At 61.6% G+C, this 21,767-nt stretch carries 22 protein-coding genes; 11 read left to right on the top strand and 11 right to left on the bottom strand.

Going from position 1 to position 21,767, the window contains the following annotated elements:
- The first annotated feature begins 265 nt into the window (after nt 1-265).
- The gene (locus LVW35_RS24965; protein WP_233892456.1) at nt 266-562 is read left to right on the top strand and encodes a DUF6124 family protein; all 297 of its coding nucleotides are present in this window, start codon (nt 266-268) and stop codon (nt 560-562) included.
- Between the two features lie 148 nt (nt 563-710).
- Here the strand turns inward: LVW35_RS24965 and LVW35_RS24970 are convergent, their stop codons facing one another.
- From LVW35_RS24970 to LVW35_RS24980, 3 genes are all read right to left on the bottom strand, one after another.
- Nucleotides 711-1,322: a 3'-5' exonuclease gene (locus tag LVW35_RS24970; RefSeq protein WP_233892461.1), complete on the bottom strand. Its 612-nt coding sequence runs from the start codon at nt 1,320-1,322 to the stop codon at nt 711-713.
- A gap of 25 nt (nt 1,323-1,347) precedes the next feature.
- Complete coding sequence (locus LVW35_RS24975; RefSeq protein ID WP_057024475.1) at nt 1,348-1,824, bottom strand: LabA-like NYN domain-containing protein; 477 nt, start codon at nt 1,822-1,824, stop codon at nt 1,348-1,350.
- A gap of 117 nt (nt 1,825-1,941) precedes the next feature.
- Nucleotides 1,942-2,673, bottom strand: a complete 732-nt coding sequence (locus LVW35_RS24980; protein ID WP_233892463.1) for a DUF2076 domain-containing protein — start codon at nt 2,671-2,673, stop codon at nt 1,942-1,944.
- A gap of 176 nt (nt 2,674-2,849) precedes the next feature.
- On the opposite strand from LVW35_RS24980, the gene LVW35_RS24985 reads away from it, so the two are divergent.
- Nucleotides 2,850-3,509 carry a YciC family protein gene (locus LVW35_RS24985; protein ID WP_025999910.1) on the top strand — a complete coding sequence of 220 codons (660 nt, stop codon included), beginning with the start codon at nt 2,850-2,852 and terminating at the stop codon, nt 3,507-3,509.
- 40 nt (nt 3,510-3,549) lie between these two features.
- Complete coding sequence (locus LVW35_RS24990; protein ID WP_233892464.1) at nt 3,550-4,638, top strand: endonuclease/exonuclease/phosphatase family protein; 1,089 nt, start codon at nt 3,550-3,552, stop codon at nt 4,636-4,638.
- Nucleotides 4,639-4,669: 31 nt separating this feature from the next.
- Here LVW35_RS24990 and LVW35_RS24995 read toward each other — a convergent pair whose 3' ends face one another.
- A complete protein-coding gene (locus tag LVW35_RS24995; protein ID WP_233896547.1) occupies nt 4,670-4,873 on the bottom strand; it encodes a tautomerase family protein in 204 nt (67 codons plus the stop codon).
- A gap of 147 nt (nt 4,874-5,020) precedes the next feature.
- On the bottom strand, nt 5,021-7,528 hold the full coding sequence (gene hrpB / locus LVW35_RS25000; protein ID WP_233892466.1) for an ATP-dependent helicase HrpB: 2,508 nt from the start codon (nt 7,526-7,528) through the stop codon (nt 5,021-5,023).
- Between the two features lie 124 nt (nt 7,529-7,652).
- On the opposite strand from hrpB, the gene LVW35_RS25005 reads away from it, so the two are divergent.
- Complete coding sequence (locus LVW35_RS25005; RefSeq protein WP_233892467.1) at nt 7,653-8,072, top strand: polyribonucleotide nucleotidyltransferase; 420 nt, start codon at nt 7,653-7,655, stop codon at nt 8,070-8,072.
- A gap of 15 nt (nt 8,073-8,087) precedes the next feature.
- Nucleotides 8,088-8,993 (top strand): cation diffusion facilitator family transporter, encoded by a 906-nt coding sequence (locus LVW35_RS25010; RefSeq protein ID WP_233892468.1) that lies wholly within the window; start codon nt 8,088-8,090, stop codon nt 8,991-8,993.
- 54 nt (nt 8,994-9,047) lie between these two features.
- Here LVW35_RS25010 and LVW35_RS25015 read toward each other — a convergent pair whose 3' ends face one another.
- Complete coding sequence (locus LVW35_RS25015) at nt 9,048-10,031, bottom strand: DUF6515 family protein (protein ID WP_233892469.1); 984 nt, start codon at nt 10,029-10,031, stop codon at nt 9,048-9,050.
- Nucleotides 10,032-10,429: 398 nt separating this feature from the next.
- Here LVW35_RS25015 and LVW35_RS25020 point away from each other — a divergent pair, with 398 nt between their 5' ends.
- Together LVW35_RS25020 and LVW35_RS25025 are read left to right on the top strand one after the other, a co-directional pair.
- Nucleotides 10,430-10,909 carry an Lrp/AsnC family transcriptional regulator gene (locus tag LVW35_RS25020; RefSeq protein WP_003194418.1) on the top strand — a complete coding sequence of 160 codons (480 nt, stop codon included), beginning with the start codon at nt 10,430-10,432 and terminating at the stop codon, nt 10,907-10,909.
- A gap of 90 nt (nt 10,910-10,999) precedes the next feature.
- Entirely contained in the window at nt 11,000-11,209 is a 210-nt protein-coding gene (locus LVW35_RS25025) for a DUF2788 domain-containing protein (protein ID WP_025999909.1), read from the top strand.
- Here LVW35_RS25025 and LVW35_RS25030 read toward each other — a convergent pair.
- From LVW35_RS25030 to LVW35_RS25045, 4 genes are all read right to left on the bottom strand, one after another.
- Nucleotides 11,204-11,839 (bottom strand): pseudouridine synthase, encoded by a 636-nt coding sequence (locus LVW35_RS25030; RefSeq protein ID WP_233892470.1) that lies wholly within the window; start codon nt 11,837-11,839, stop codon nt 11,204-11,206. The genes LVW35_RS25025 and LVW35_RS25030 overlap by 6 nt on opposite strands.
- A gap of 71 nt (nt 11,840-11,910) precedes the next feature.
- Nucleotides 11,911-13,383: an AMP nucleosidase gene (gene amn / locus LVW35_RS25035; protein WP_161634128.1), complete on the bottom strand. Its 1,473-nt coding sequence runs from the start codon at nt 13,381-13,383 to the stop codon at nt 11,911-11,913.
- A 66-nt stretch (nt 13,384-13,449) separates the two neighbouring features.
- A complete protein-coding gene (locus LVW35_RS25040) occupies nt 13,450-15,096 on the bottom strand; it encodes an acyl-CoA dehydrogenase family protein (protein ID WP_233892471.1) in 1,647 nt (548 codons plus the stop codon).
- 66 nt (nt 15,097-15,162) lie between these two features.
- Nucleotides 15,163-17,553: a hybrid sensor histidine kinase/response regulator gene (locus LVW35_RS25045; RefSeq protein ID WP_233892472.1), complete on the bottom strand. Its 2,391-nt coding sequence runs from the start codon at nt 17,551-17,553 to the stop codon at nt 15,163-15,165.
- 276 nt (nt 17,554-17,829) lie between these two features.
- Here LVW35_RS25045 and LVW35_RS25050 point away from each other — a divergent pair, with 276 nt between their 5' ends.
- From LVW35_RS25050 to LVW35_RS25065, 4 genes are all read left to right on the top strand, one after another.
- The gene (locus LVW35_RS25050; RefSeq protein WP_177004248.1) at nt 17,830-18,627 is read left to right on the top strand and encodes a hydroxymethylpyrimidine/phosphomethylpyrimidine kinase; all 798 of its coding nucleotides are present in this window, start codon (nt 17,830-17,832) and stop codon (nt 18,625-18,627) included.
- Nucleotides 18,628-18,645: 18 nt separating this feature from the next.
- Nucleotides 18,646-19,275: a thiamine phosphate synthase gene (gene thiE / locus LVW35_RS25055; RefSeq protein ID WP_233892473.1), complete on the top strand. Its 630-nt coding sequence runs from the start codon at nt 18,646-18,648 to the stop codon at nt 19,273-19,275.
- Between the two features lie 11 nt (nt 19,276-19,286).
- The gene (gene hemL / locus LVW35_RS25060) at nt 19,287-20,570 is read left to right on the top strand and encodes a glutamate-1-semialdehyde 2,1-aminomutase (protein WP_233892474.1); all 1,284 of its coding nucleotides are present in this window, start codon (nt 19,287-19,289) and stop codon (nt 20,568-20,570) included.
- A 225-nt stretch (nt 20,571-20,795) separates the two neighbouring features.
- Nucleotides 20,796-21,350 carry a tetratricopeptide repeat protein gene (locus tag LVW35_RS25065; protein WP_233892475.1) on the top strand — a complete coding sequence of 185 codons (555 nt, stop codon included), beginning with the start codon at nt 20,796-20,798 and terminating at the stop codon, nt 21,348-21,350.
- An 8-nt stretch (nt 21,351-21,358) separates the two neighbouring features.
- On the opposite strand, the gene LVW35_RS25070 is transcribed toward LVW35_RS25065, so the two are convergent.
- Nucleotides 21,359-21,685 carry a DUF1820 family protein gene (locus LVW35_RS25070; protein WP_003236992.1) on the bottom strand — a complete coding sequence of 109 codons (327 nt, stop codon included), beginning with the start codon at nt 21,683-21,685 and terminating at the stop codon, nt 21,359-21,361.
- Between the last annotated feature and the right edge of the window lie 82 nt (nt 21,686-21,767).

Genomic DNA, 21,767 nt, shown 5'->3' on the forward strand with positions numbered 1-21,767 from the left:
CAGTCGGACCAAGTAGCTAGTCTCGCCTCGTCGTCGAACAATCGATGATCGGACGTGCAAGTCCGACTTACGGAAGGCACAAATGCCTCACATCAAAACGCCCGTATTGTTGTAGGCGTGACCTGTTATGGCAGCTGTGCGCGGGAGGTCTTCGGGCCTGCCGGGGTTCTTCCGTCCTGGTCTTGCACACCCGCGTACTGCTGCCACCCTAATTCGCGTGCAAGCGAACGGTTGCAGCTTCTTACCTAACGGAAGGAGTTACACCATGGTCAAAGTCACCCCCGATCCACCCAGGTTCCTCAGCGAAGACGCCCTGCTCAATCGCCGAGCCATCAACTACTACCTCAAAGCCTGCGCCCCGGATGCGCCCCATTTCATTCTGAACGACAACCTGAGCTTCGAAGATGCCCTCGCCCATGCGGCGGATTTGCTGCATTGCGCGGTGGAGACGGTGCAGGACTCGGCTGAGGTGCTGAGCGCGCAGCAGCGGGCGGTGATGCATTTGGTGGGGATGGCGAAGGGGGTCGTGGATCGAGCCCTGGAGTGTGTACAGCCTCGATGAGCGCCGCCTAACCCAATGTGGGAGCGGCGGTGCGACTTGCTCGCGAAGGCGGTGTATCAGTCAATTTATTCGGCGACTGACAGGCTGCATTCGCGAGCAAGCCCGCTCCCACATTTTGATCTTCAGTGTGCTTGGGATTGTGGCGGGTTTAGAACCCGCGATGCTTCTTCAGATGCTCATTGATCTTCGCCGCCGGCACTTTCTGCAAGGTGCACAGCAGATCATGGGACAGTTCACGCAAGCCATGGGTACCGCGCAGTTCCTGGGCCAGGTGGGCCGTGAGGTTCGCCGCCATCTCCGCATCCGCCATCGCCCGGTGAGCCTTGCCGGTGTGGGGCAGTTGGGCGTAGCTGTTGAGGGTGCCGAGTTTGTGGTTCGGTGCGGCGGGCATCAAGCGGCGGGCCAGTAACAGAGAACAGGCGAACTTTTGCAGACGAGTCCGGCGAATCAGTCCCAACTCGTAATCCCAGAACTTCTGGTCGAACGCGGCGTTGTGCGCCAACAACGGCGTGACACCCACAAATTCATTGACCTCATTCATCACCCGCTCCGCCGGCGGCGCGCTGCGTAGCATGGCGTTGCTGATGCCGGTGAGTTGTTCGATGAACGCGGGCACGTGCACGCCGGTTTTCATCAGGCTCTGGTAGCGGTCCACGATCTGGCCACGCTCAAGGATGACCACCGCGATTTCCGTGGCCCGGCAACGGCTGCTCGGGGTGATGCCGGTGGTTTCAAAGTCGATGACCGCTATACGTTCCAAACCTGTTCCAACTCCGTCTTAGCATTTATTTGAGCAACAACGCGCCTTCAATCGGCACATACCGGCTGGCGGCGCGTATCAATGAATTGGCCGTCAGCCCCGGTACGCCATAGGCCACGGCCTCGACGCCATGCTTGTGGATAACCCGGTCGAGCAGCATGTCGAAATCACCGTCGCCAGAGGCCAGCACGATTTCGTCGACGTGGTCGGCGGCATCCATGATGTCAATGGTGATGCCCACGTCCCAGTCGCCCTTGGCCGAGCCGTCGCTGCGCTGGATGTAGGGCTTGAGTTTTACCGTGAAGCCCAGGTTGCGCAGGATCTGCTGGAATTGCTGCTGCTTGCTGTCGCCACGGTCGATGGCATACGCGTACGCCTCGACGATCTGCCCACGCGCGCTGATATCAGCCCACAGCGCGGCGTAGTTGAAGTGGCAACCATAGGCCTGGCGGACGGTGTAATAGAGGTTTTGCACATCGGCGAACACTGCAATTTTCTTCACCGCATTTCCTCATGACAGCCAGGCGCCAGGGCCCGGAAAGGGTGCCAGTATGCCAGCCACGAGAAGGTTTCCGGGAAAAATCAGACCGGGGCGATGGGACGCCCCGGCCCGGGTGGTTCAGACGAAGGAATCGTCGTCGCCGAAGGAAGAGGAGTCGTCGGAATAATCGCTGTCGGCAAAGCTGTCCGAATTGTTGCTGCCCCAGTTGTCATTGCCGGCGTACTTCTGGTCGTCATTGCCCCAGCCGCCTTGATCACTGGCCGGTGCCGGTTGCTCGATGATTTCCTCCACCACCTGCGGTTGCTGGTTGTGGTGGAACAGGCTGCTGATGCCTTCGGCCAGCAACACACCACCGGCCACGCCGGCAGCGGTTTTCATCGCGCCACCCAGGAACCCGCTGCCGACCGGAGCGGCTGGAGCAGGTTGTTGATAGTTTTGCTGCGGTGCCGGCTGGCTGAACCCAGGCCGCGCCGGTTCGCGCCAGCCGCCACCGGAAGACGCTGGCGCGCTTTGGGCAGGTTGCGGGTCACGGGAACCGCCGCCGCCAAAGATGCTCGACAGGAAACCGCCGCTGCTCGCCGGGGCAGGCTGCGCGGATTTGGCCCGTTGCAGCTCGTCCTGCAGTTGTTGGATTTGTTGCGCCTGCTGCTTGTTCTGCGCGTCGAGGCTCTTGAGCGCGTGTTCTTGCACCAGGATCGACTGGGTCATGTAGTACCCGGCCGCCGGTTGGCGCGTCATGTGCTCCTTGATCCGCGCTTCGGCCTGGGCGTCGCGGGGAGCTGAGTCCGTTTCGGCTTGTTGCAACCGTGAAAACAGTCCATCGATCAGGGTTTGCTCTTCGCTGTTCATGGCGACCTCGTTAGATTGCCGATAGAAATCGTGGTCTCGCCTGTCATCAGGCGCCGTCTTAGTTATGGGGGTGTTACGAGTTGTTTCAATGGTCTTTACTCAAGGTTTACGTTTGCTTACCTCCGGTGCTGATCGGTTAAAGTGTTGCCCTTGCTTTCAGGCCTGCGATGAACTTGATGAATCCGTTAGACGTGCTGCGCGACTCCTTCCGTTTCACCCAACGCAACCTGGGCGCCATCGTCCAACTGTGTCTGCCGCTGGTGATTTTCGAAGCCCTGCTGCAACAGGTGCTCAACCACGTCGTCGGCCCGGATGCGTTTCCCGGCTACAGCGTGGTGGTGGGGTTGCTGGTGTATCCGCTGTATACCGGCGCGCTGATCCTGTTTCTGGATGCTCGCACCCGTGGCGAGTCGCCGCGCACTAAAGATGTCTGGGCTATGGCTCTCACCCTGTGGCCGCGCTTCGCCCTGCTGACGGCGATGAGCACGCTGCTGATTCTGCTGGGGCTGTCGCTGTATTTCCTACCGGGGCTGTGGCTGATGGTGGTGCTGGCGTTTGCCGAGTACCTACTGGTGCTGCGCGGCATGCCCGCGCTGGAGGCAATGAAGGAAAGTTTCCGCCTGAGCCGTGGGCATTTCTGGCTGATCCTGGTGTGCCTGCTGTGCGTGATGACGCCGCTGTGGTTGCTCAAGGGCGCCAGCGTTGCAGCGTATCCAACACCTGCGCCGCTGATTGGCTTGTTGTTGGACAGCGCCCACAGCTTCCTCCAACTGTTTACCAGCGTGGTGCTGTTCCGTTTATTCATGCTGATCGGTGGCGATGCCGACGCGCGGTGATATGCTCCGTGCCACTTCTGAAACGCTATAAGCCGAGCCGATGACCCGTTTATTGCGCATCACCTTGCTGGGCCTGCTGATCATCGCAGGCCTACTGACCGTCCTGATCTACAGCCTGACCTGGCGCCCCGAGGCGAAGGAAACCCTGCCGGTGAGCTGCGTCGCGCCGCGTGCGCCGACCCTATTGCCGGGGCAGGCACTCAAGGTCATGACCTGGAACGTGCAATACCTGGCCGGCAAGAATTACGTCTTCTGGTATGACACCACGGACGGCAGCGGCCCCGACGACCGCCCAACGGTTGAGGACATGGCCGCCAGCCTCGACGAAGTGGCGCGGGTGATCCGTGACGAACAACCCGATATCCTGCTGCTGCAGGAACTCGACGAAAACGCCAAGCCCTCCCATTACCAAGACCAGCTTGCCCTGTTGCAAGAGCGCCTGGTCGATCTCTACCCCTGCAGTGCCCAGGCCTTCGACTGGAAAGCCGACTTTGTGCCCGACCGGCATATCTTCGGCAGCGTCGGCCGTAAATTGGCGACCCTCAGCCGTTACCAGATCGAACACGCCGAACGCCTGCAACTGCCGGCGCCCGAAGCGAACTTCATCAGCCGCCAGTTCCAACCCAAGCCGGCCTTGCTGTTGACCTACCTGCCGCTGAGCGACGGTGGCCAACTGGCCGTGCTCAACACCCGCCTGGACGGCGACGCCCCTGGGCGCAACGCGGTGCAGGAGCAGGTACAAACCACGGTCAAGCTGCTGGATAAATTCGAAGGCCGCGGCACGCCCTGGCTGATCGGCGGCGACTTCAACCTGCTGCCCCTGGGCCAATTCCTGCGCCTGGACGCCGGCAAGCGTGGGCAATATTCGCCGGACAGCGAGCTGCATTTGCTGTGGGACAAATACCCGATGATCCCGAGCAACAGCCAATCCAGCGGGATTGACCGTGAGAAGTGGCTGACCCACTTCCCCAACGACCCGAGCGTCGACGGGCCGGACCGCACGCTCGATTACCTGTTCTACAGCCCGCGACTCAAGCGGGTGGAGGCGAAAGTACGGCAGGAGGACACGTTGCGCATTTCCAACCACCTGCCGGTGATCGCCCGGTTCCTGCTGCCCGCCGCACAATAATCCCTCCCCTGGGAGCACGGGGTGTGTGCGTTTATTCGACCCTGTTTCGGTACGCGGTGGTGGTGATTCCCGCGTAGCCCCAGTTATCCGTATCCACCTCTTCGATGACGATATGGGTAAGATGCGGGTCCTTATTGAGCACGGTTTCCATGGTTTGGGTTATTTCGGCGATAACCCGGGCTTTCTGCTCCTGGGTGACGCCATCACGGGTAATACGAACGCTGATGAAAGGCATGGAAAAGTCTCCACTTCGCCCCTCATCGACATGATAAGGCGGCAAGTGTGGAGACTTTAGAATGTTGCCTTGGACGAATAAATGCGGCGGCGGGAACATCATTTGTGATGCCGCGTAATGAATCAAGGCACTTCCTGTGTGCGCTGATTACTTACGCGGTTTGATTCGCGCGGTTGCCTCGGCCACCAGCGGATCATCCGGCCAGTAATGCTTGGGATACCGCCCTTTCAAATCCTTCTTTACCTCGGCGTAGGTACTGCGCCAGAAGTTCGCCAAGTCCTGCGTCACTTGCACCGGCCGGCGTGCCGGGGACAGCAGGTGTAGCTTCACCACCTGACGCCCGCCGGCAATGCGCGGGGTGTCGGCCAGCCCGAACAGTTCTTGCAGGCGCACCGCTAGGATCGGCGGCTGTTCGCTGTAGTCCAGGCGCACCGACGAGCCCGAGGGCACTTTCACATGCTGTGGCGCCAGTTCGTCCAGGCGCTGCGGCAGCGGCCAGGGCAGCAGGTTGTGCAGGAAGCTGGAAATATCCAGATTGGCGAAATGGCTCAGGCGCGAGACTTTGCCCAGGTAGGGCATCAGCCAGTGTTCAAGGCTGGTGAGCAAGGCACTGTCGCTGATGTCGGGCCATTCGCTGGTTTTGCCGGCGTCGAGTTGGCGCAGCAACATGACGCGGGCCTGCCATTGGCGCAGCTCAGGCGTCCACGGCAGCAGCTCCAGGCCTTTGCGGCGTACCAGGTTGACCAGTGCCTGGCTGCGTGCGGATTCGTCGAGGCCGGTGAGGGGTTCGCGGCTAAGCACCAGCTCGCCGATTTTGCGTTGGCGCTCGGCACGCAGCACACCTTCGCGCTCGTCCCAGTCGAGTTGGTCGACATTGCGCACTTGCTCGGCCAGCACCGTGTCGAACAGCGCCGGATCAAAATCCGCCGCCAAGTAGATACGTTCTTCGCGCTGGCCCTGACGGCTGCCCAGGTCGGCGATCACCAGCCAGGGTTGCTTCATCAGGCTGTCGGCTTCGGCGAACAGCGCCGCGCGGCCGTTGGCCAGGCGATACTCGGCACCGCCGGGGCGACGCTGCTGGGCGACGCGGTCCGGGTAAGCCAGTGCCAGCAAGGCGCCGAGCCAGCGCGGATGATCGGGGTCGGCAACGGCTTGAGTCGCCTGGCCTCTCAAGTAGCCGCGATATTGTCGCGCCAGCTGCTTGGCCCGCTGCACGCCGCCGTGCGCGCCGCGTGCTCGTTCTTCGCCGGACATCAGTGCCAATCGACTGTGCAAATCCGCACCGCCACCGCGCAAGATATCGCGCTCGCCCAATAGAGCGGCCACATTGCATGCCGTCATCGCCAGCCCAAGATCCTGCCCGCGCAACAGCAGATGAGCGATACGCGGATGGGCAGGCAACTCGGCCATCTTCTGTCCATGGGCGGTGAGTTTGTCTTCATTCAACGCACCGAGGCGTACCAACAAATCCTGAGCCTGGGCATACGCGGCGGTCGGCGGCACATCCAGCCATACCAATTGCCCAGGCGTAACGCCCCAGCGCGCCAACTGCAAAGCCAGGCCGGCCAGATCGGCGGCGAGGATCTCCGCACTGCCGTAGGCGGCCAACCCCTCATGCTGGTCTTCGGACCACAGCCGATAGCACACACCCGGCTCCAGGCGCCCTGCCCGGCCCGCGCGCTGGGTGGCGCTGGCGCGGGAGACACGCTGAGTCTCGAGACGGGTCATGCCGCTGCCCGGATCGAAACGCGGCACCCGCGCCAACCCGGCGTCGATCACCACGCGCACGCCGTTGATGGTCAGGCTGGTCTCGGCAATGTTGGTCGCCAGCACCACTTTGCGTTTACCGGTGGGCGCCGGGTCGATGGCGGCGCGCTGGGCGCTCAGGTCCAATTCGCCATGCAAGGGGCATAACAGCACATCGATGCGATCACCGAGGGCGTCAGCCAGTTGCTGGTTGACCCGGCGAATCTCCGCCTGCCCCGGCAGGAAAACCAGCACGCTGCCGGTTTCGTCGTGCAGGGCTTCGAGAATGGTCTGCACCACACGCGGTTCGATGAACTCGCCGGGCTGGTAAGGTCGGCCCCAGCGCATCTGCACCGGGAACATGCGCCCTTCACTGCGCAGGATCGGCGCGTTGTCCAGCAAGCCAGCCAGGCGCTCGCCTTCTAGGGTGGCGGACATCAGCAGGATTTTCAGCGGTTGATCATCGCGAAACAGCTCGCGGCCGTTGAGGCTCAGGGCCAACGCCAGGTCGGCGTCAAGGCTGCGTTCGTGGAATTCGTCGAAGATCAGCAAACCCACGCCGTCCAGCGCAGGGTCGTCCTGCAGGCGGCGAGTGAGGATGCCTTCGGTGACCACTTCGATGCGCGTATCGGGGCCGACCTTGCTGTCCAGACGAATGCGATAGCCGACGGTTTCGCCGACTTTCTCACCCAGCTCGCTGGCCAGGCGCTCGGCCGCCGCACGGGCTGCGAGACGGCGGGGTTCGAGCATCAGGATGGTCTGCCCGGCCAGCCAGGGTTCGTTCAATAACGCCAAGGGCACGCGGGTAGTTTTACCGGCGCCGGGCGGCGCTTCCAGCACGGCTTCATGGCGATTCGCCAAGGCGTCACGCAGTGCGGGTAAAACTTCATCAATCGGCAACGAATTCATACTGGCTCCAAAGCAGAGCGGCGAGTATAACGGCGAACTGCCGAGTGCCGACGATGGTCTCAAGGCCATTGCCATAAGTCCGTTGCTATATAGTCCCGTATCAACCGTGTTCAGGAGAGTTTCCATGCGTATCGCTTCCCGTGTCATTGGCGGTGTCCTCGCCGTCACCCTGCTGAGCCAACTGACGGCCTGCGGTTCGATCTTCTACCCGGACCGCCGTGGCCAGATCGACGGCAAGATCGACCCGACCATTGCCGTGCTCGACGCCGTGGGCCTGCTGTTCTATGTGATCCCCGGCCTGATCGCGTTCGGCGTAGACTTCGCCACCGGCGCTATCTACTTCGAACCGGGCAAGACCGCCCAGGTCGATCCGCAGAAACTCCACGAAGCCGTTGACGCCGACGGCAAGGTCGACAACGCCAAGCTGCAAAGCATCATCCAGAAAGAAACCGGCCGCAGCCTGCCGCTCGACGACCCGCGCATGATCCAGTTCAAGGGCAGTGTGCAACAGCTCGCCAGCCTGGGCCTGCAACCCGCCGCTTAAGGATCCGAGCCGCCTATGACCAGCAGTCCCGAACACGCCAGGCTCTTGCGCCTGGCCACCCGCGCCTCGGTGGGCGTGGCTTGTGCGCTGATTATCACCAAGGCCATCGCCTGGTGGCTCAGCGGCTCGGTGAGTATGCTCGCCGGGTTGACCGACTCACTGCTGGATGGCGTGACCTCGCTGCTGAACCTGGTGGCGGTGCATTACGCGTTGCGCCCGGCCGATGACGATCACCGTTATGGGCACGGAAAGGCGGAGTCACTGTCGGGCATGGCGCAGGCGCTGTTTATCGGCGGCAGTGCGGTGTTGATCGCGTTCCAGGCCTATGAGCGACTGCAACACCCGGAACCGGTCGGCGCCCCCTGGTTGAGCATCGGCGTGATCGTGTTTTCCCTGGTACTGACCGTGGCCTTGCTGATGCTGCAACACCGGGTGATCCGCGAAACCGGCTCCAACGCCGTGCGCGCGGACTCATTGCATTACCGCTCCGACCTGATGCTTAACGGCAGCATCTTGGTAGCGCTGGTGCTGGCAGGGTTTGGCTACCATCAGGTCGATGCCTGGTTCGGACTGGGCATTGCCGCTTACATCTTATGGAGCGCCATCCAGATCGCCCGTGAAAGCTTTGCGGTGTTGATGGATGAAGAACTGCCGCCGGACGTCAGCCAGCACATGCTCGAACTGGCCCGTGGCGTACCGGGCGTATTGGGCGCGCATGATTTGCGCACACGGATCTCCGGCAGCCACTGGTTTGTGCAGTTGCACCTGGAGTTGCCGGGGGAATTGACGCTGTCAGTGGCCCACGGCATCAGCGACCAGGCCGCCGATGCGATTCACCAGGCATACCCGCGCGCCGAAGTGCTGGTGCATGCGGATCCTGCGGATCAGCTTCAAGCTGCAAGTGGCAAGCCTCAAGCTTGAAGCTTGAAGCTTGAAGCTTGAAGCTTGAAGCTAAAAGCTTGAGGCTTGCCACTGCTACTGTTGCACCTGATAACCGCGGCTGCTCAGGCAGTTGCCTTGGGCCTGGCGGTAGGTTTGCACTACCGCCGGGTCGGGGGCGTAGGTGACTTGCTGCGGGTCGAAGCCGCTTTGCTGCACGGCCCAGCGATAACAGTCATAACCATCCTGTTGCACCTGGGCCGGTGACTGGCCATTGGCCGGATACGCCACCACGTCATAGCCATTGCCTTGCGGCGCGGGCTGCGGTGCCGGTACGGCGGCTGGCGGTGGCACCACCACGTACTGCTGGGAACTGCTTTCGTAGGTGTAGTAGGAACCCGCCGCGAGGAAGAACAGCGCACTGCCGATCCACACTTCACGGGCATAATCCGGCAGATAATGCACACGGATGCCGTAGGGCGGCGTCACCACTACATAGCGCGGGCCTTGCGGGCGATACCAATAGCCGCCGGAATAGAAATAATCCTGGCCACGGTAAGGCACGCGGTAATTGCGGTCGGGGAAGCGATCGATCACATAACCTGGACGATGTTGCGGGCCAGGGCCCCAGCCGTTGCCATGGCCGTCGGGACGACCGGGCCAGCGGTTGTCGCCGGGACGTGAGCCTGGGCCTCCGGCCTCCCAGTGTTGGTTGCCGTCATTGCGTCGAGGGATGTCGCGGTAGTAGCCCTGGCGCGGCTCCTGGGTCTGGCGCACGGTGTCGGGGCGACTCTGGATCGGCAGGTTATTCGAGGGCTGTGGTTGTGGCTGCGGTCGCCCTTGCTCATTGCCTTGGGGACGCCCTTGCCATTGGCCGCCGCCGTTCTGGCCTGCGCGATCAAAATGCTGATTCTGCGGACGTGGCTGTTCACTTCCCCCTGGCCGCCCGCCCTCCGGCCCTCTTTCATGCTGGCCGCCGCCGTCACCACGCGGCCCATTGTCCCGTTCGTCGGCCACTGCCTGGGCGCCGACGCTGACCACCAGCAAACCTACACCTGCCAAACGCCAGATGCGCTTCATGCTATTCCTCACTGCGGATTAGGGCCTGTCCATGAGACTGGAAAAGCCAGGCCCGGTTCGGGGACAGGTTATCAGCAGGCAAAAGAAAAGGGGTGACCCGTCGGCTACCCCTTGAGAACTTCGTCCTGGCTCAACGCTTTTGGCGTTGGCTCACCTCACGCCGTCCTGTGGACAGTGTGCAGCCTGGAGGCCGGCTCAACCCTGCTGGGGGTGGCGGCCGCAGCGGGCCTGATTGGGCGAGCTGCTGTGGACTGTTGTCCAGGCGGTGATTCTGTTGATAAAGATACCCGTCCGCGCCCGACAGATGATTGCGAAGATTGCGTCAATAAACAGTGCTTGCGCAATTTTTAACCCTTCATGGATAATTCACCGCAATAGTTACGACAAAGGCCAACCCAATGAGCAAGCTTGACCGATACGACCTGAGTATTTTGGCGGAATTGCAGCGCGACGCGAGGATCTCCAATCAGGAGTTGGCCGAACGCATCGGCTTGTCGCCTTCGCCGTGCTCGCGCCGGGTCAAGCAGTTGGAAGACGACGGCTACATCGCCCGTCAGGTCGCCTTGCTCGATCGCAAGATGCTCGGCCTGAGCCTGACCGCCTATGTGCTGATTGGCATGGACCGCCACACCCCGGAGCGTTTCGAGAATTTTGAAGCAGCCATTCGCACTCTGCCCCAGGTGTTGGAGTGCAGCCTGGTGACCGGGATGGATGCGGACTATCAGTTGAAAGTGGTGGTGCCGGACATGGATCACTACCAGAAACTGCTGCTCGGTCACCTGACCCGTATTGAAGGCGTGACCAGCGTGCGGTCGAGTTTTGTGCTGAACCAGGTGCTCAACAGCACCGAGTTGCCACTGACTCACCTGCGTACTTGAGGTGCGACTGACCGACGCAGGCCAATTCCAGGCCTGTGACGCTGCCTTATACTCGCCGCTTACTCCGTCGGAAAAGACCCCGTGAATAACATCGACCCCGCCCTCTTCGAAGAATGGATGATGACCGGCCTGGTCACGATCCTGATCATTTTCATGGGCTTTATCGTCTGGGACCTGGCGAAGAAGTCCAAGGCCGGGCGTTTTGGCTCGTTCATTCTGTTCTTCGTCTTGGGCCTGGGCGTGGCCGCGTTCATCATCAAGAGCGTGGTGATCGGCCTGATCGAATCCGGCGCCTTATAAGCGCGCCGGCACTTCCTTCCACTGGCCTTGATCCAGGCCGTTGATTGTCCAATCGCCAATGCGCACTCGCACCAGGCGCAAGGTGGGCAAACCCACGGCGGCGGTCATGCGCCGCACCTGGCGGTTACGCCCCTCGCGAATCACCAATTCAAGCCAGTACGTCGGTATGTTTTTGCGAAAGCGCACCGGCGGGTTACGCGGCCATAACTCGGGCTCATCCAACTGCCGCGCTTGCGCAGGCAAGGTCTTGCCGTCATTGAGCTCGACGCCATCGCGCAAGCGTTGCAGCTGTTCTTCGCTCGGCTCACCTTCGACCTGCACCCAGTAGGTTTTTGCCAGTTTGTGCTTGGGGTCGGCAATCCGCGCCTGTAACTGGCCGTCATTGGTCAGCAGCAACAGGCCTTCACTGTCACGGTCCAGGCGGCCCGCCGGGTAGATGCCGGGGATGTCGATGAAATCCTTGAGCGTCGCACGCCCGCCTTCGTCGCTGAACTGGGTCAGCACGTCGAACGGTTTATTGAACAGTATCAATTTCGGCTCGGCCGGCGGTGCCTTGGCGACACGCCGTGCTGCGGAATACGGCGGTTTCACGCCAGGGCGGCGCGAATCGGGACGGGTGGGACGGGACATGGCAAAGGAACATCTAACGGTCAGGACCGACAATGCTAGTGGCCTGACCGTCAAATGACCATCCCAACCGCTTAGCGGAACGGCGGCTCGTCGAAGCTGCGCAGTTTGCGCGAGTGCAGCGAGTTGAGTTCGGTGCGCAGCAAATCCACCGCCTCGATGCCGATCTTCAAGTGCTGGCTCACCGCGCGCTCATAGAACGCGTTAGCCGAACCGGGCAGCTTGATTTCGCTGTGCAGCGGTTTGTCCGACACACACAACAAAGTGCCGTACGGCACCCGCAAGCGATAACCCTGGGCGGCGATGGTGCCGCTTTCCATGTCCACGGCCACGGCGCGGGACAGGTTGATCAGCGGTCGTTCCTGAGCCCAGCGCAGTTCCCAGTTACGGTCGTCGTAGGTCAGCACGGTGCCGGTGCGCAGGCGTTTTTTCAGCTCTTCGCCTTTTTCGCCAGTGACGTTGGCCGCCGCTTGCTGTAGCGCAAGCTGCACTTCGGCCAGGGCCGGGATCGGGATGTTCGGCGGCACTACGCGGTCGAGAATACCGTCGCGACGCATGTAGGCGTGGGCCAGCACGTAGTCGCCGATGGTCTGGGATTGGCGCAGGCCGCCACAGTGACCGATCATCAGCCAGCAATGCGGACGCAGCACGGCCAGGTGGTCGGTGATGTTCTTCGCGTTGGACGGGCCGACGCCAATGTTCACCAAGGTCACGCCGTGGCCGTCAGTGGCTTGCAAGTGATAAGCCGGCATCTGATAACGGTGCCACACCACCCCGGCAGCAATCGCGGAGGCTTCACCGTGGTCCATCGCTTTGTCGATCACTACGTTGCCCGGCAGCACCATGCGGATAAAACGCGGGTCGCTGCGCAGTTGTTCCAGGCCATGCAGGATGAACTGGTCGACATAACGGTGATAGTTGGTCAGCAGGATCCACGGTTGAACATGGCGCCAGTCGCTGCCGGTGTAGTGCACCAGGCGACGCAGGGAAAAGTCCACGCGCGCCGCATCGAACAACGCCAGGGGCAGCGGGTCGGTGTTTTCCCAGTCGTACAGGCCATCGGCGATGCCATCGGTGGCGGCCGACAAGTCGGTACTCGGAAACACGCGGGCCAGGGTCGCCGCGGTCACCCCGGAGCCGGCCAGTTCATCGCCCTGCTCCACCACGTACGGGTACGGAATGTTCTGCTGGCTGACGCCAACTTCGACCGTTACGGTGAAGTCATGCATCAACGGCACCAATTGCTCCAGCAGGTATTTACGGAACGCCGCAGGATGGGTGACGGTAACGCTGTAGGTTCCCGGCAACTGAACCTTGGCATACGCCCGGGTAGTCTGCGGGACTTCGCCATGGCAGTGGTAGGTCAGGCGCAGTTCCGGGTAGCGAAACAACGCACGTTGTTCGGCGTCGGGTTCGACGCGGTCCTTGAGGTATTGCTTGAGGGCTTGATTGAGCGCACCGGTGGCACGCTCATGCAGGGCCGCCAGCCGGTCCACGGCTTCTTCAGCGGTTTGAACGACAACAAAAGCTTCGGTCACGGTAAGCATCCTGTGTTCTGACGAGCAGGCCTTTATCTTGCCTGTATCCCTGTCAGACGCAAACTTTGAATGCAATCAACGAGGTGTGGACCTGGCGACAATCGCCGCCACCTCCACACCACGCGGCAAGGTGCCATACACCCGACCGGACGATTCGCCCAACCGACTGGCGATAAACCCATCGCTCACCGCCGCATTGCCGGCTTCCAGCAACAACTTGGCCTGCAACGCCACCGCGATATCTTCGGTGAGCTGCCGCGCGCGGTACTGGATATCCTGGGTGTCCATGAATGCCGACTTCAATTGCTCTATATGTCGCGCCAGCAGGCGGTCGCCATGCCCATCCCCCAGTCCGACAAACAACGCTTCCAGCACGCCTGGCTCTTTCGACAAAGCCCGCAGTACGTCCAGGCACTGCACGTTGCCGGAACCTTCCCACGTCGAGTTCACTGGCGCCTCACGGAACAGGCGCGGCAGGATACTGTCCTCGACATACCCGGCGCCGCCCATGCACTCGGCGGCTTCGTTGATCATGGCCGGGGCGCGCTTGCAGATCCAATACTTACCCACCGCCGTTACCAGCCGGGCGAACTTGGCTTCCTGCTCGTCCCCCAAATGATCCAGGGCCCTGCCCATGCGCAGGCTCAAGGCCAACGCGGATTCGCTTTCCAGCGCCAGGTCAGCCAGGACGTTTTGCATCAGTGGTTGCTCGCTGAGTACTCGCCCACCGACCAAACGATGGGCACAATGATGGCTGGCCTGGGTCAGCGCCTGGCGCATCAGGGCGCTGGAGCCGACCATGCAATCAAAGCGGGTCATGGCGACCATCTCGATGATGGTCGGCACGCCCCGCCCTTCTTCGCCGATCATCCAAGCAAGGGCGCCACGGAACTCCACTTCGCTGGAGGCATTGGAGCAATTGCCTAGCTTGTTTTTCAGGCGCTGGATGTAGAACTCATTGCGCGTGTCATCCGGGCGGTGCCGGGGCAGCAGGAAACAGCTCAGGCCTTTATCGGTCTGGGCCAGGGTGAGGAACCCATCGCACATCGGCGCCGAGCAGAACCACTTGTGGCCCACCAGCTCATACGCCTGGCCCGGCCCGCCGGCGCCCACCGGGTAAGCACGGGTGGTGTTGGCGCGCACGTCGGTACCACCCTGTTTCTCGGTCATGGCCATGCCGATGGTGGCGCCGGCCTTGTGAGCGATGCCGACATTGCGCGAGTCATAGTGGGTATTGAGGATTTTCGGCAGCCAGGTCTCAGCCAGGTCCGGCTGCAAACGCAGGGCGGGCACGCAGGCGAAGGTCATGGTCAGCGGGCAGCCGGTGCCGGCTTCGGCCTGGCTGTGCAGGTAGGTCATGGCGGCGCGGGCCACATGGGCGCCGGACTGCGGATGGGCCCAAGGCAGCGATGGCAGGCCGTGTTCGACGGCGGTGCGCATCAGGTCGTGATAGGCCGGGTGAAACTCCACCAGGTCGATGCGATGACCATAACGGTCATGGCTGTTGAACACGGGTTTGTTCTGGTTCGCCAGGAACCCGGCTTCCATCAGCGGCCCACCTGCCAGCGCACCGTAGGCATCGATACGCGCTTGCGCCCAGCCGGCACCAAAGCGGCGCGACCATTCTTGCAGGGGCAAATCGATGCGGTACAGGTTGGTGCCGTCCAGGGACGGTGGCTGATTGGTGACGTCGTGGGTTTCGGCGAACTGATGCGGGTTCATGATGGGCCTCCTGAAAAGGCCACGTACAGTTGAGGCCTGAATTTCAGTTAAGCACCGTCAGACGGCTTAAAAAAGTGGCATACCCGCCGAATGCCCGGCGCTTTCGCCCTCTACCAGGCACAACAACCGGCGCTCCAGCACCGCTTGCAATGCCTCAAAACGCACAGGCTTGGCCAGTCGATCAGAGACACCAATGCCATGGCAGTGCTCTCGCTCCGACACATTCAGCGAGGCGCTCAACGCGATCACCGGCAATTCACCGCAGCCCGGCAGTGCACGAATCTGACAGCACAACGAGAACCCACCCTCGGGAATATCCAACAGTACCGCGTCGAACTCCCCCGCCTGCAAGGCGGCCAACGCATTCGGGCCGGTCTCCACGGTTTTCACCCGGTAACCGAGCTTAAGCAGCATGCCGCGCACGACCAACTGGCCAACGCTGTTGTCATCCACCAACAGCACCGAACACTCCTGAGGCGCGCGTTGCTGATCCGGCGCGGGTTTGGACTCAGTTGGCGCTGGGCAGACTTCCAACTCCAGTTGGAAGCGGCTGCCTGTGCGCGGTTCGGAATGGTGAGTAAGGCGTCCGCCCAGCAGCTCGATCAGTTGCCGGCAGATCGCCAGACCGATACCCAGGCCGCCGTACTCGCGGGTGGTGGAGCCATCCAACTGGAAGAAACGCTGATACAGGGTCGCCTCGTCGAGGAAAGCAAAGCCTATCCCGGTGTCGGTGACGATAAAGCTCAAACGCAGGCCGCCATCACTCTGGGGCACACCGACCACACGCAGGCGCACCGAACCCTCGTGGGTGAACTTGAAGGCATTGTCCAGCAGGCAATCAAGGCATTGCGAAAGCTTGCCGACGTCACCCAGTACGCGGTCCGGCAGCTCGTCCGCCACGTCGATGGAAAACGCCAAGCCTTTGCTCTGGGCGCTGGTGCTGAACTGCTGACGCAAGGTGTCAAGCGTAGCGCGCAGGCTGAACACCTGGGGTTGGGCACTCAGGCGCCCGGCCTGCAATTCGGTAAGTGTAAGGATGCCGTTGACCATACGCATCATGTCCCGCGCCGAGCCAGCGGCAGTTTGATGGTATTGCGCCAGGTCGGCGTCCAGGGGCACGGTCTGCATCAGTTCAAGGGAACCGATCACGCCGTTCATGGGGGTGCGCAGTTCGTGGGTCAGAGTGGCGAGGAACTCATCCTTGAGCCGGTTGCTGCGGGCCAGTTGCTGGTTGAGCACTTCGAGTTTCTGGCTGGCATCGAACAGGATCTGCGCCTGTTGCTCTCGCATGGAGTTGATACGGTCAGCCAGGGCCAGGGACAGCAACGCTACTTCAATCGCCGAGCCGATCTGGCTGGCGTACATGGTGAGGAATACATTGGGCAGATAGCCCAGCACCATCAGCGTATTCACTACCCCACCCAGCAGGAACGCCGACCAGGCGATGATGAAATAGCGTGCCACCCGTTGGCCGCAGTACCAGGCCTTGATAGCGGCGACAAAGATGGTCACGGTGAACACCAGGGCCAAGCCGGTGGCCAGGCGCAACGCCAAGGCATAGCTGGTCATCAATGACAGCAGCATCACCACTGCCCCACAGCCCACCAGCGCCAGCAGCAGGCGGTTGATCCAGCGACTGTGCTGTGCGGTGTGCAAAAAGCTTCGCGCAAACAGGCTGCCGAACAATGCCGCCGAGCCGATCAGGAACGGTGTCGCCGCATTCGCCCACCAAGGATTGTTCGGCCAGAAATACTCCACCGCCGCGCCATTCACCGACAACTGATACATGCCGAACGAAGCGATATAGAAGATGTAATACAGGTAGCTGGTGTCGCGCACACTGAGGTAGATAAACAGGTTGTAGACCAGCATCCCCAGCAACACGCCATAGATCAGGCCCAGCACATACAGGCGCAGCGGCTGTTGTTCCAGGTAGGCGGTGCTGGACCAGAGCGTCAGCGGCGCCTGGATAGAGCCTTCGCTTTGCAGGCGCAGGTAGACGGTTTTTGCCTCGCCCGGCATGAAGTCGACCTTGAACAAGTAGTTGTTCTGGCGAATCTCACGGGCGGAAAAGGGCAGCGCATCCCCGGTGCGCCCGGCCAGGCGATAGCTGCCGGTGCTGTCGGGCAGGTACAGGTCCAGATGGTCGAGCGGCGGGTACGCCAACTCCAGCAGCCAGGTGCGTTGCGCTTCGGGGTTAGTCGGCAGGTAATGCAGATTGACCTTGAGCCAGAACACCGAGCGTGAGTAACCGGCATTCAGGGTGTCTTTATCGTGGGGCTTGAACTGCACGGTGGCGGAAGGTGCGCTGACGTCCGTGATGGTAAGCGCGTCAGTCGGGTCTTCGAGCACTTGCATGGCTCGGCCCAGCGGCAGGCTTCGCGTGTCCTGGTTGAACTCGATGGCGTTGGCGAGCATCGGCAGCCCGCACAACAATAAAATCAGCAAATAGCGCATAGAGCCCCAGCGTGGCCTGTCCGGTTATGTCAAAAAGCCCCCCTTTCCTTTTGAGAAGACGTACACCGGTAATACAGTTAGTCGTTTGGATCCACTCTAGCATAGCCACTAAAGGCTATTGGACACCATTGAAATAATTTTTTGAAAGGCTCTAGATCAGGCATTACAGAGGGTTCTAACGGCCAGCAGCGCGCCAAAAAAACGTCGTGCCCCAGGCAAAATTCAACCATCGCCAGACGGCCCCGCCAAAAGCGTTTGGTGGTAAGCTCGCGCACCATGAATATCTACAGCTCTCGTCCCGTTGTCCTCTGTCTCTCCGGCCATGACCCCAGTGGTGGCGCCGGCTTGCAGGCAGATATAGAAGCCCTGCTCGCCCAGGGTTGTCATGCGGCTCCGGCAGTCACCGCCCTGACCGTGCAGAACACCGTCAACGTCAGCGATTTCCGCGTGCTCGACCGAGAGTGGGTGCTGGCGCAGGCCAATGCCGTACTTGGCGACTCCGAAGTGGCGGCGGTCAAGCTGGGCATGCTCGGCTCCACCGCGATGGTCGACACCGTGGTCGAACTACTGCAGGCGCATCCGCACCTGCCGGTGGTGTGCGACCCGGTGCTGCGCGCCGGCGGCGGCGGCAGCCTGGGCAAGGATGAAGTCGGCTATGCGATGCGCGAGCGGTTGCTGCCGCTGTCGCTGATCGCCACGCCGAACCTGCCGGAAGCACGCATCCTCGCGGAGCTGCCAGAAGGCACGGCGGACGAATGCGCCGAGAAGCTGCTGCCCTACATCAAGCACCTGCTGATCACCGGAGGCCATGGCGACGAGCACGAAGTGCACAACCGCCTCTACAGCCGCGACGGCACGCGCCAGACCTTTACCTGCCAGCGCTTGCCCGGCAGTTATCACGGCTCGGGCTGCACGTTGGCCAGTGCGTTGTCCGGTCGGATCGCCCAGGGCGAAGGCTTGGTGAGCGCCGTGCAATCGGCCCTCAACTACACTTGGCGCACTCTGCGTGACGCCGAACAACTCGGCCAGGGCCAGTTTGTACCGCGCCGGTTGCCGCTGGATTTCTGCTCGTAACATCAAGGGACATGCCCGATGAAACTACGTGGCCTTTACGCCATTACCGACAGCCAACTGTTGGCCGGTAAATTCCTCGCCTACGTCGAAGCGGCGTTGGACGGCGGCGTGACCCTGCTGCAGTACCGCGACAAAAGCAGCGATGAAGCGCGGCGCCTGCGTGAAGCGCAAAAGCTGCGGGAGCTGTGCTCGCGCTACAAGACCCAGTTGATCATCAACGATGACGCCGAACTGGCCGCGCGCCTCGGCGTCGGCGTGCATCTGGGCCAGACCGACGGCCCGCTGACCCCGGCCCGTGCCCTGCTCGGTTCCAAAGCCATCATCGGCTCCACCTGCCACAGCCAGATCGAACTGGCTGAGCAGGCCGCCAAGGAAGGCGCCAGCTATGTCGCCTTCGGCCGCTTCTTCAATTCCAACACCAAGCCCGGCGCACCTGCCGCGACCGTCGAGATGCTGGCCCAAGCCCGCGCGCGCTTGCAGCTGCCGATCTGCGTGATTGGCGGCATCACCCTGGAGAACGCCGAGCCTTTGGTGGCCCACGGCGCCGATCTGCTGGCGGTGGTGCACGGCCTGTTTGGCGCCGACAGCACCCAGCAAGTCACGCGCCGCGCTCGTGCGTTCAACGACCTTCTTAAAATTTCAGTTTAGAGAGCCCGATCATGTCCCGTTCCGAAACGCTGTTTGCCAATGCCCAGAAACACATCCCCGGCGGTGTGAACTCCCCCGTGCGTGCGTTCAAGAGCGTGGGCGGCACGCCGCTGTTCTTCAAGCATGCCGAAGGCGCCTACGTCACCGACGAAGATGACAAGCGCTATGTGGACTACGTGGGCTCCTGGGGCCCGATGATCCTCGGCCACAGCCACCCGGACGTGCTGGACGCGGTGCGCAAGCAGCTGGAACACGGCCTGTCCTACGGCGCGCCGACCGCCATGGAAACCGAGATGGCTGACCTGGTGTGCAGCATCGTGCCGTCGATGGAAATGGTGCGCATGGTCAGCTCCGGCACCGAAGCCACCATGAGTGCGATCCGCCTGGCCCGTGGTTTCACTGGCCGCGATAGCATCATCAAGTTTGAAGGTTGCTACCACGGCCACTCCGATAGCCTGTTGGTGAAAGCCGGTTCCGGCTTGCTGACCCAAGGCGTGCCAAGCTCGGCCGGTGTGCCGGCAGCGTTTGCCAAACACACCCTGACCCTGCCGTTCAACGACATCGCCGCCGTCGAGCGGATGCTCAATGAAGTGGGCCGGGACGTGGCCTGCATCATCGTCGAGCCGGTGGCCGGCAACATGAACTGCGTACCGCCGGCGCAGGGCTTCCTCGAAGGACTGCGCGAGCAGTGCGACAAGCACGGCGTGGTGCTGATTTTCGACGAAGTGATGACCGGTTTCCGCGTTGCCCTGGGTGGTGCCCAGGCTCACTATGGCGTCACGCCGGACCTGAGCACCTTCGGCAAAATCATCGGCGGCGGTATGCCTGTGGGCTGCTTCGGCGGTAAGCGCGAAATCATGCAGCACATCGCGCCATTGGGCCCGGTGTACCAGGCGGGCACCTTGTCGGGTAACCCGCTGGCCATGGCCGCCGGCCTGACCACCCTGCGCCTGATCAGCCGTCCGGGTTTCCACGCCGAGCTGACCGACTACACCACGCGCCTGCTCGACGGCCTGCAACAGCGCGCCGATGCTGCCGGTATCCCGTTTGTCACCACCCAGGCGGGGGGGATGTTCGGCCTGTATTTCAGCGGCGCCGACGATATCGTGACGTTTGATGACGTGATGGGCAGCGACGCCGATCTGTTCAAGCGCTTCTTCCACTTGATGCTGGAAGGCGGGGTGTACCTGGCGCCAAGCGCTTTCGAAGCCGGCTTCAGCTCGATCGCCCATGGCGAAGCCGAGCTGAAACTGACCCTCGATGCCGCTGAACGCGCCTTTGCTGCACTGAAATAACTGGCCGCAAAAATCAGGCACCACGCAAACGGCGCCTGATTTGCTACTTTGCTTACAGCGATTTCCGAGTTTTTTCGAGAAATCACCTGCAATCCGGCAGATAACTTGCCCAAGCAGCAGAAAAACGAGTAAAGACTTTGTAAGCAGAGGCCTGCTTATTTCATAATGCGCGCTTATTGGACCCCCCGAGGGTCCGCGCGCCCCGTCAGAGGTAAGTCGATTCCCATGAAACGCACCGGCCGCACCCTGGTTCTGGGCTGCCTGTTGCTCCTTCAGCCGCTGCTGGCACATGCCCAGGCAGGCGGCAACTCGTTGTTAATCCCAGCGATGGGTCGTTGCACCCTCAATACCCAGCCAGACAGCCAGGCCGAAGCGCTGAGCGCGTGCCAGAAACAGGCCGATGACGGGGATGCACAGGCGCAATACGAGTTGGGCGAGTACTTCCACGACGGCAAGAACCCGGCCCGCGACCTCAACAAAGCCTTGAGCTACTTCGAGAAAGCTTCGTTGCAAGGGCATGCGCAGGCGCAATTCGAACTGGGCAACATGTTCTTCAAAGGCGAAGGTGTGCCGGCCAATAATGTCCAGGCGTACATCGTGCTGAAAATGGCCGCGGTCAACGGCGCCGAAGACGCGCTGGACACTGCCGATGAAGTCGCCGAACACATGCAGCGCGATGAACTGGAAGTGGCGACCCAGGTGCTGGGGCAGATTTTCCGTAATTACCTTCAGGAACTGCAGAGTGCCGACGGGCGTTCGCCCTTCTCACCCCTGCCCTGACAGCGGTCTTATTTTTCAGGCATTGGCATCGGGAATGGCATTACATTGCTCACGCCCCGCGCCTCGCTGATCTTCGGCGTCCCTAAACGCTCGACCTCATCGATGCGCACAATCGAATGCATCGGCACAAAGCTGCGCACCACACCTTCGAACTGCGCCTTGAGTTTCTCTTCGCCCGGATCGACGACCAACTGGGTGCGCTCGCCAAAGACGAACTCCTCCACCTCCAGGAAACCCCACAGATCGCTCTGATAGATCTGCTTGGCGTACATTTCGAACACCTGGCCCTGGTTGAGGAAAATCACCTTGTAGATTGGAGCTTCACGTTTGGTCATGGTGGGCGAATAACACATAGGGGATATAAAAGAGGGCGCGAACTATAGCATGGCACCCGATGCACAACGCTAGGAACCAATG

The organism is Pseudomonas sp. HN11, assembly GCF_021390155.1.
Lineage (GTDB): Bacteria > Pseudomonadota > Gammaproteobacteria > Pseudomonadales > Pseudomonadaceae > Aquipseudomonas.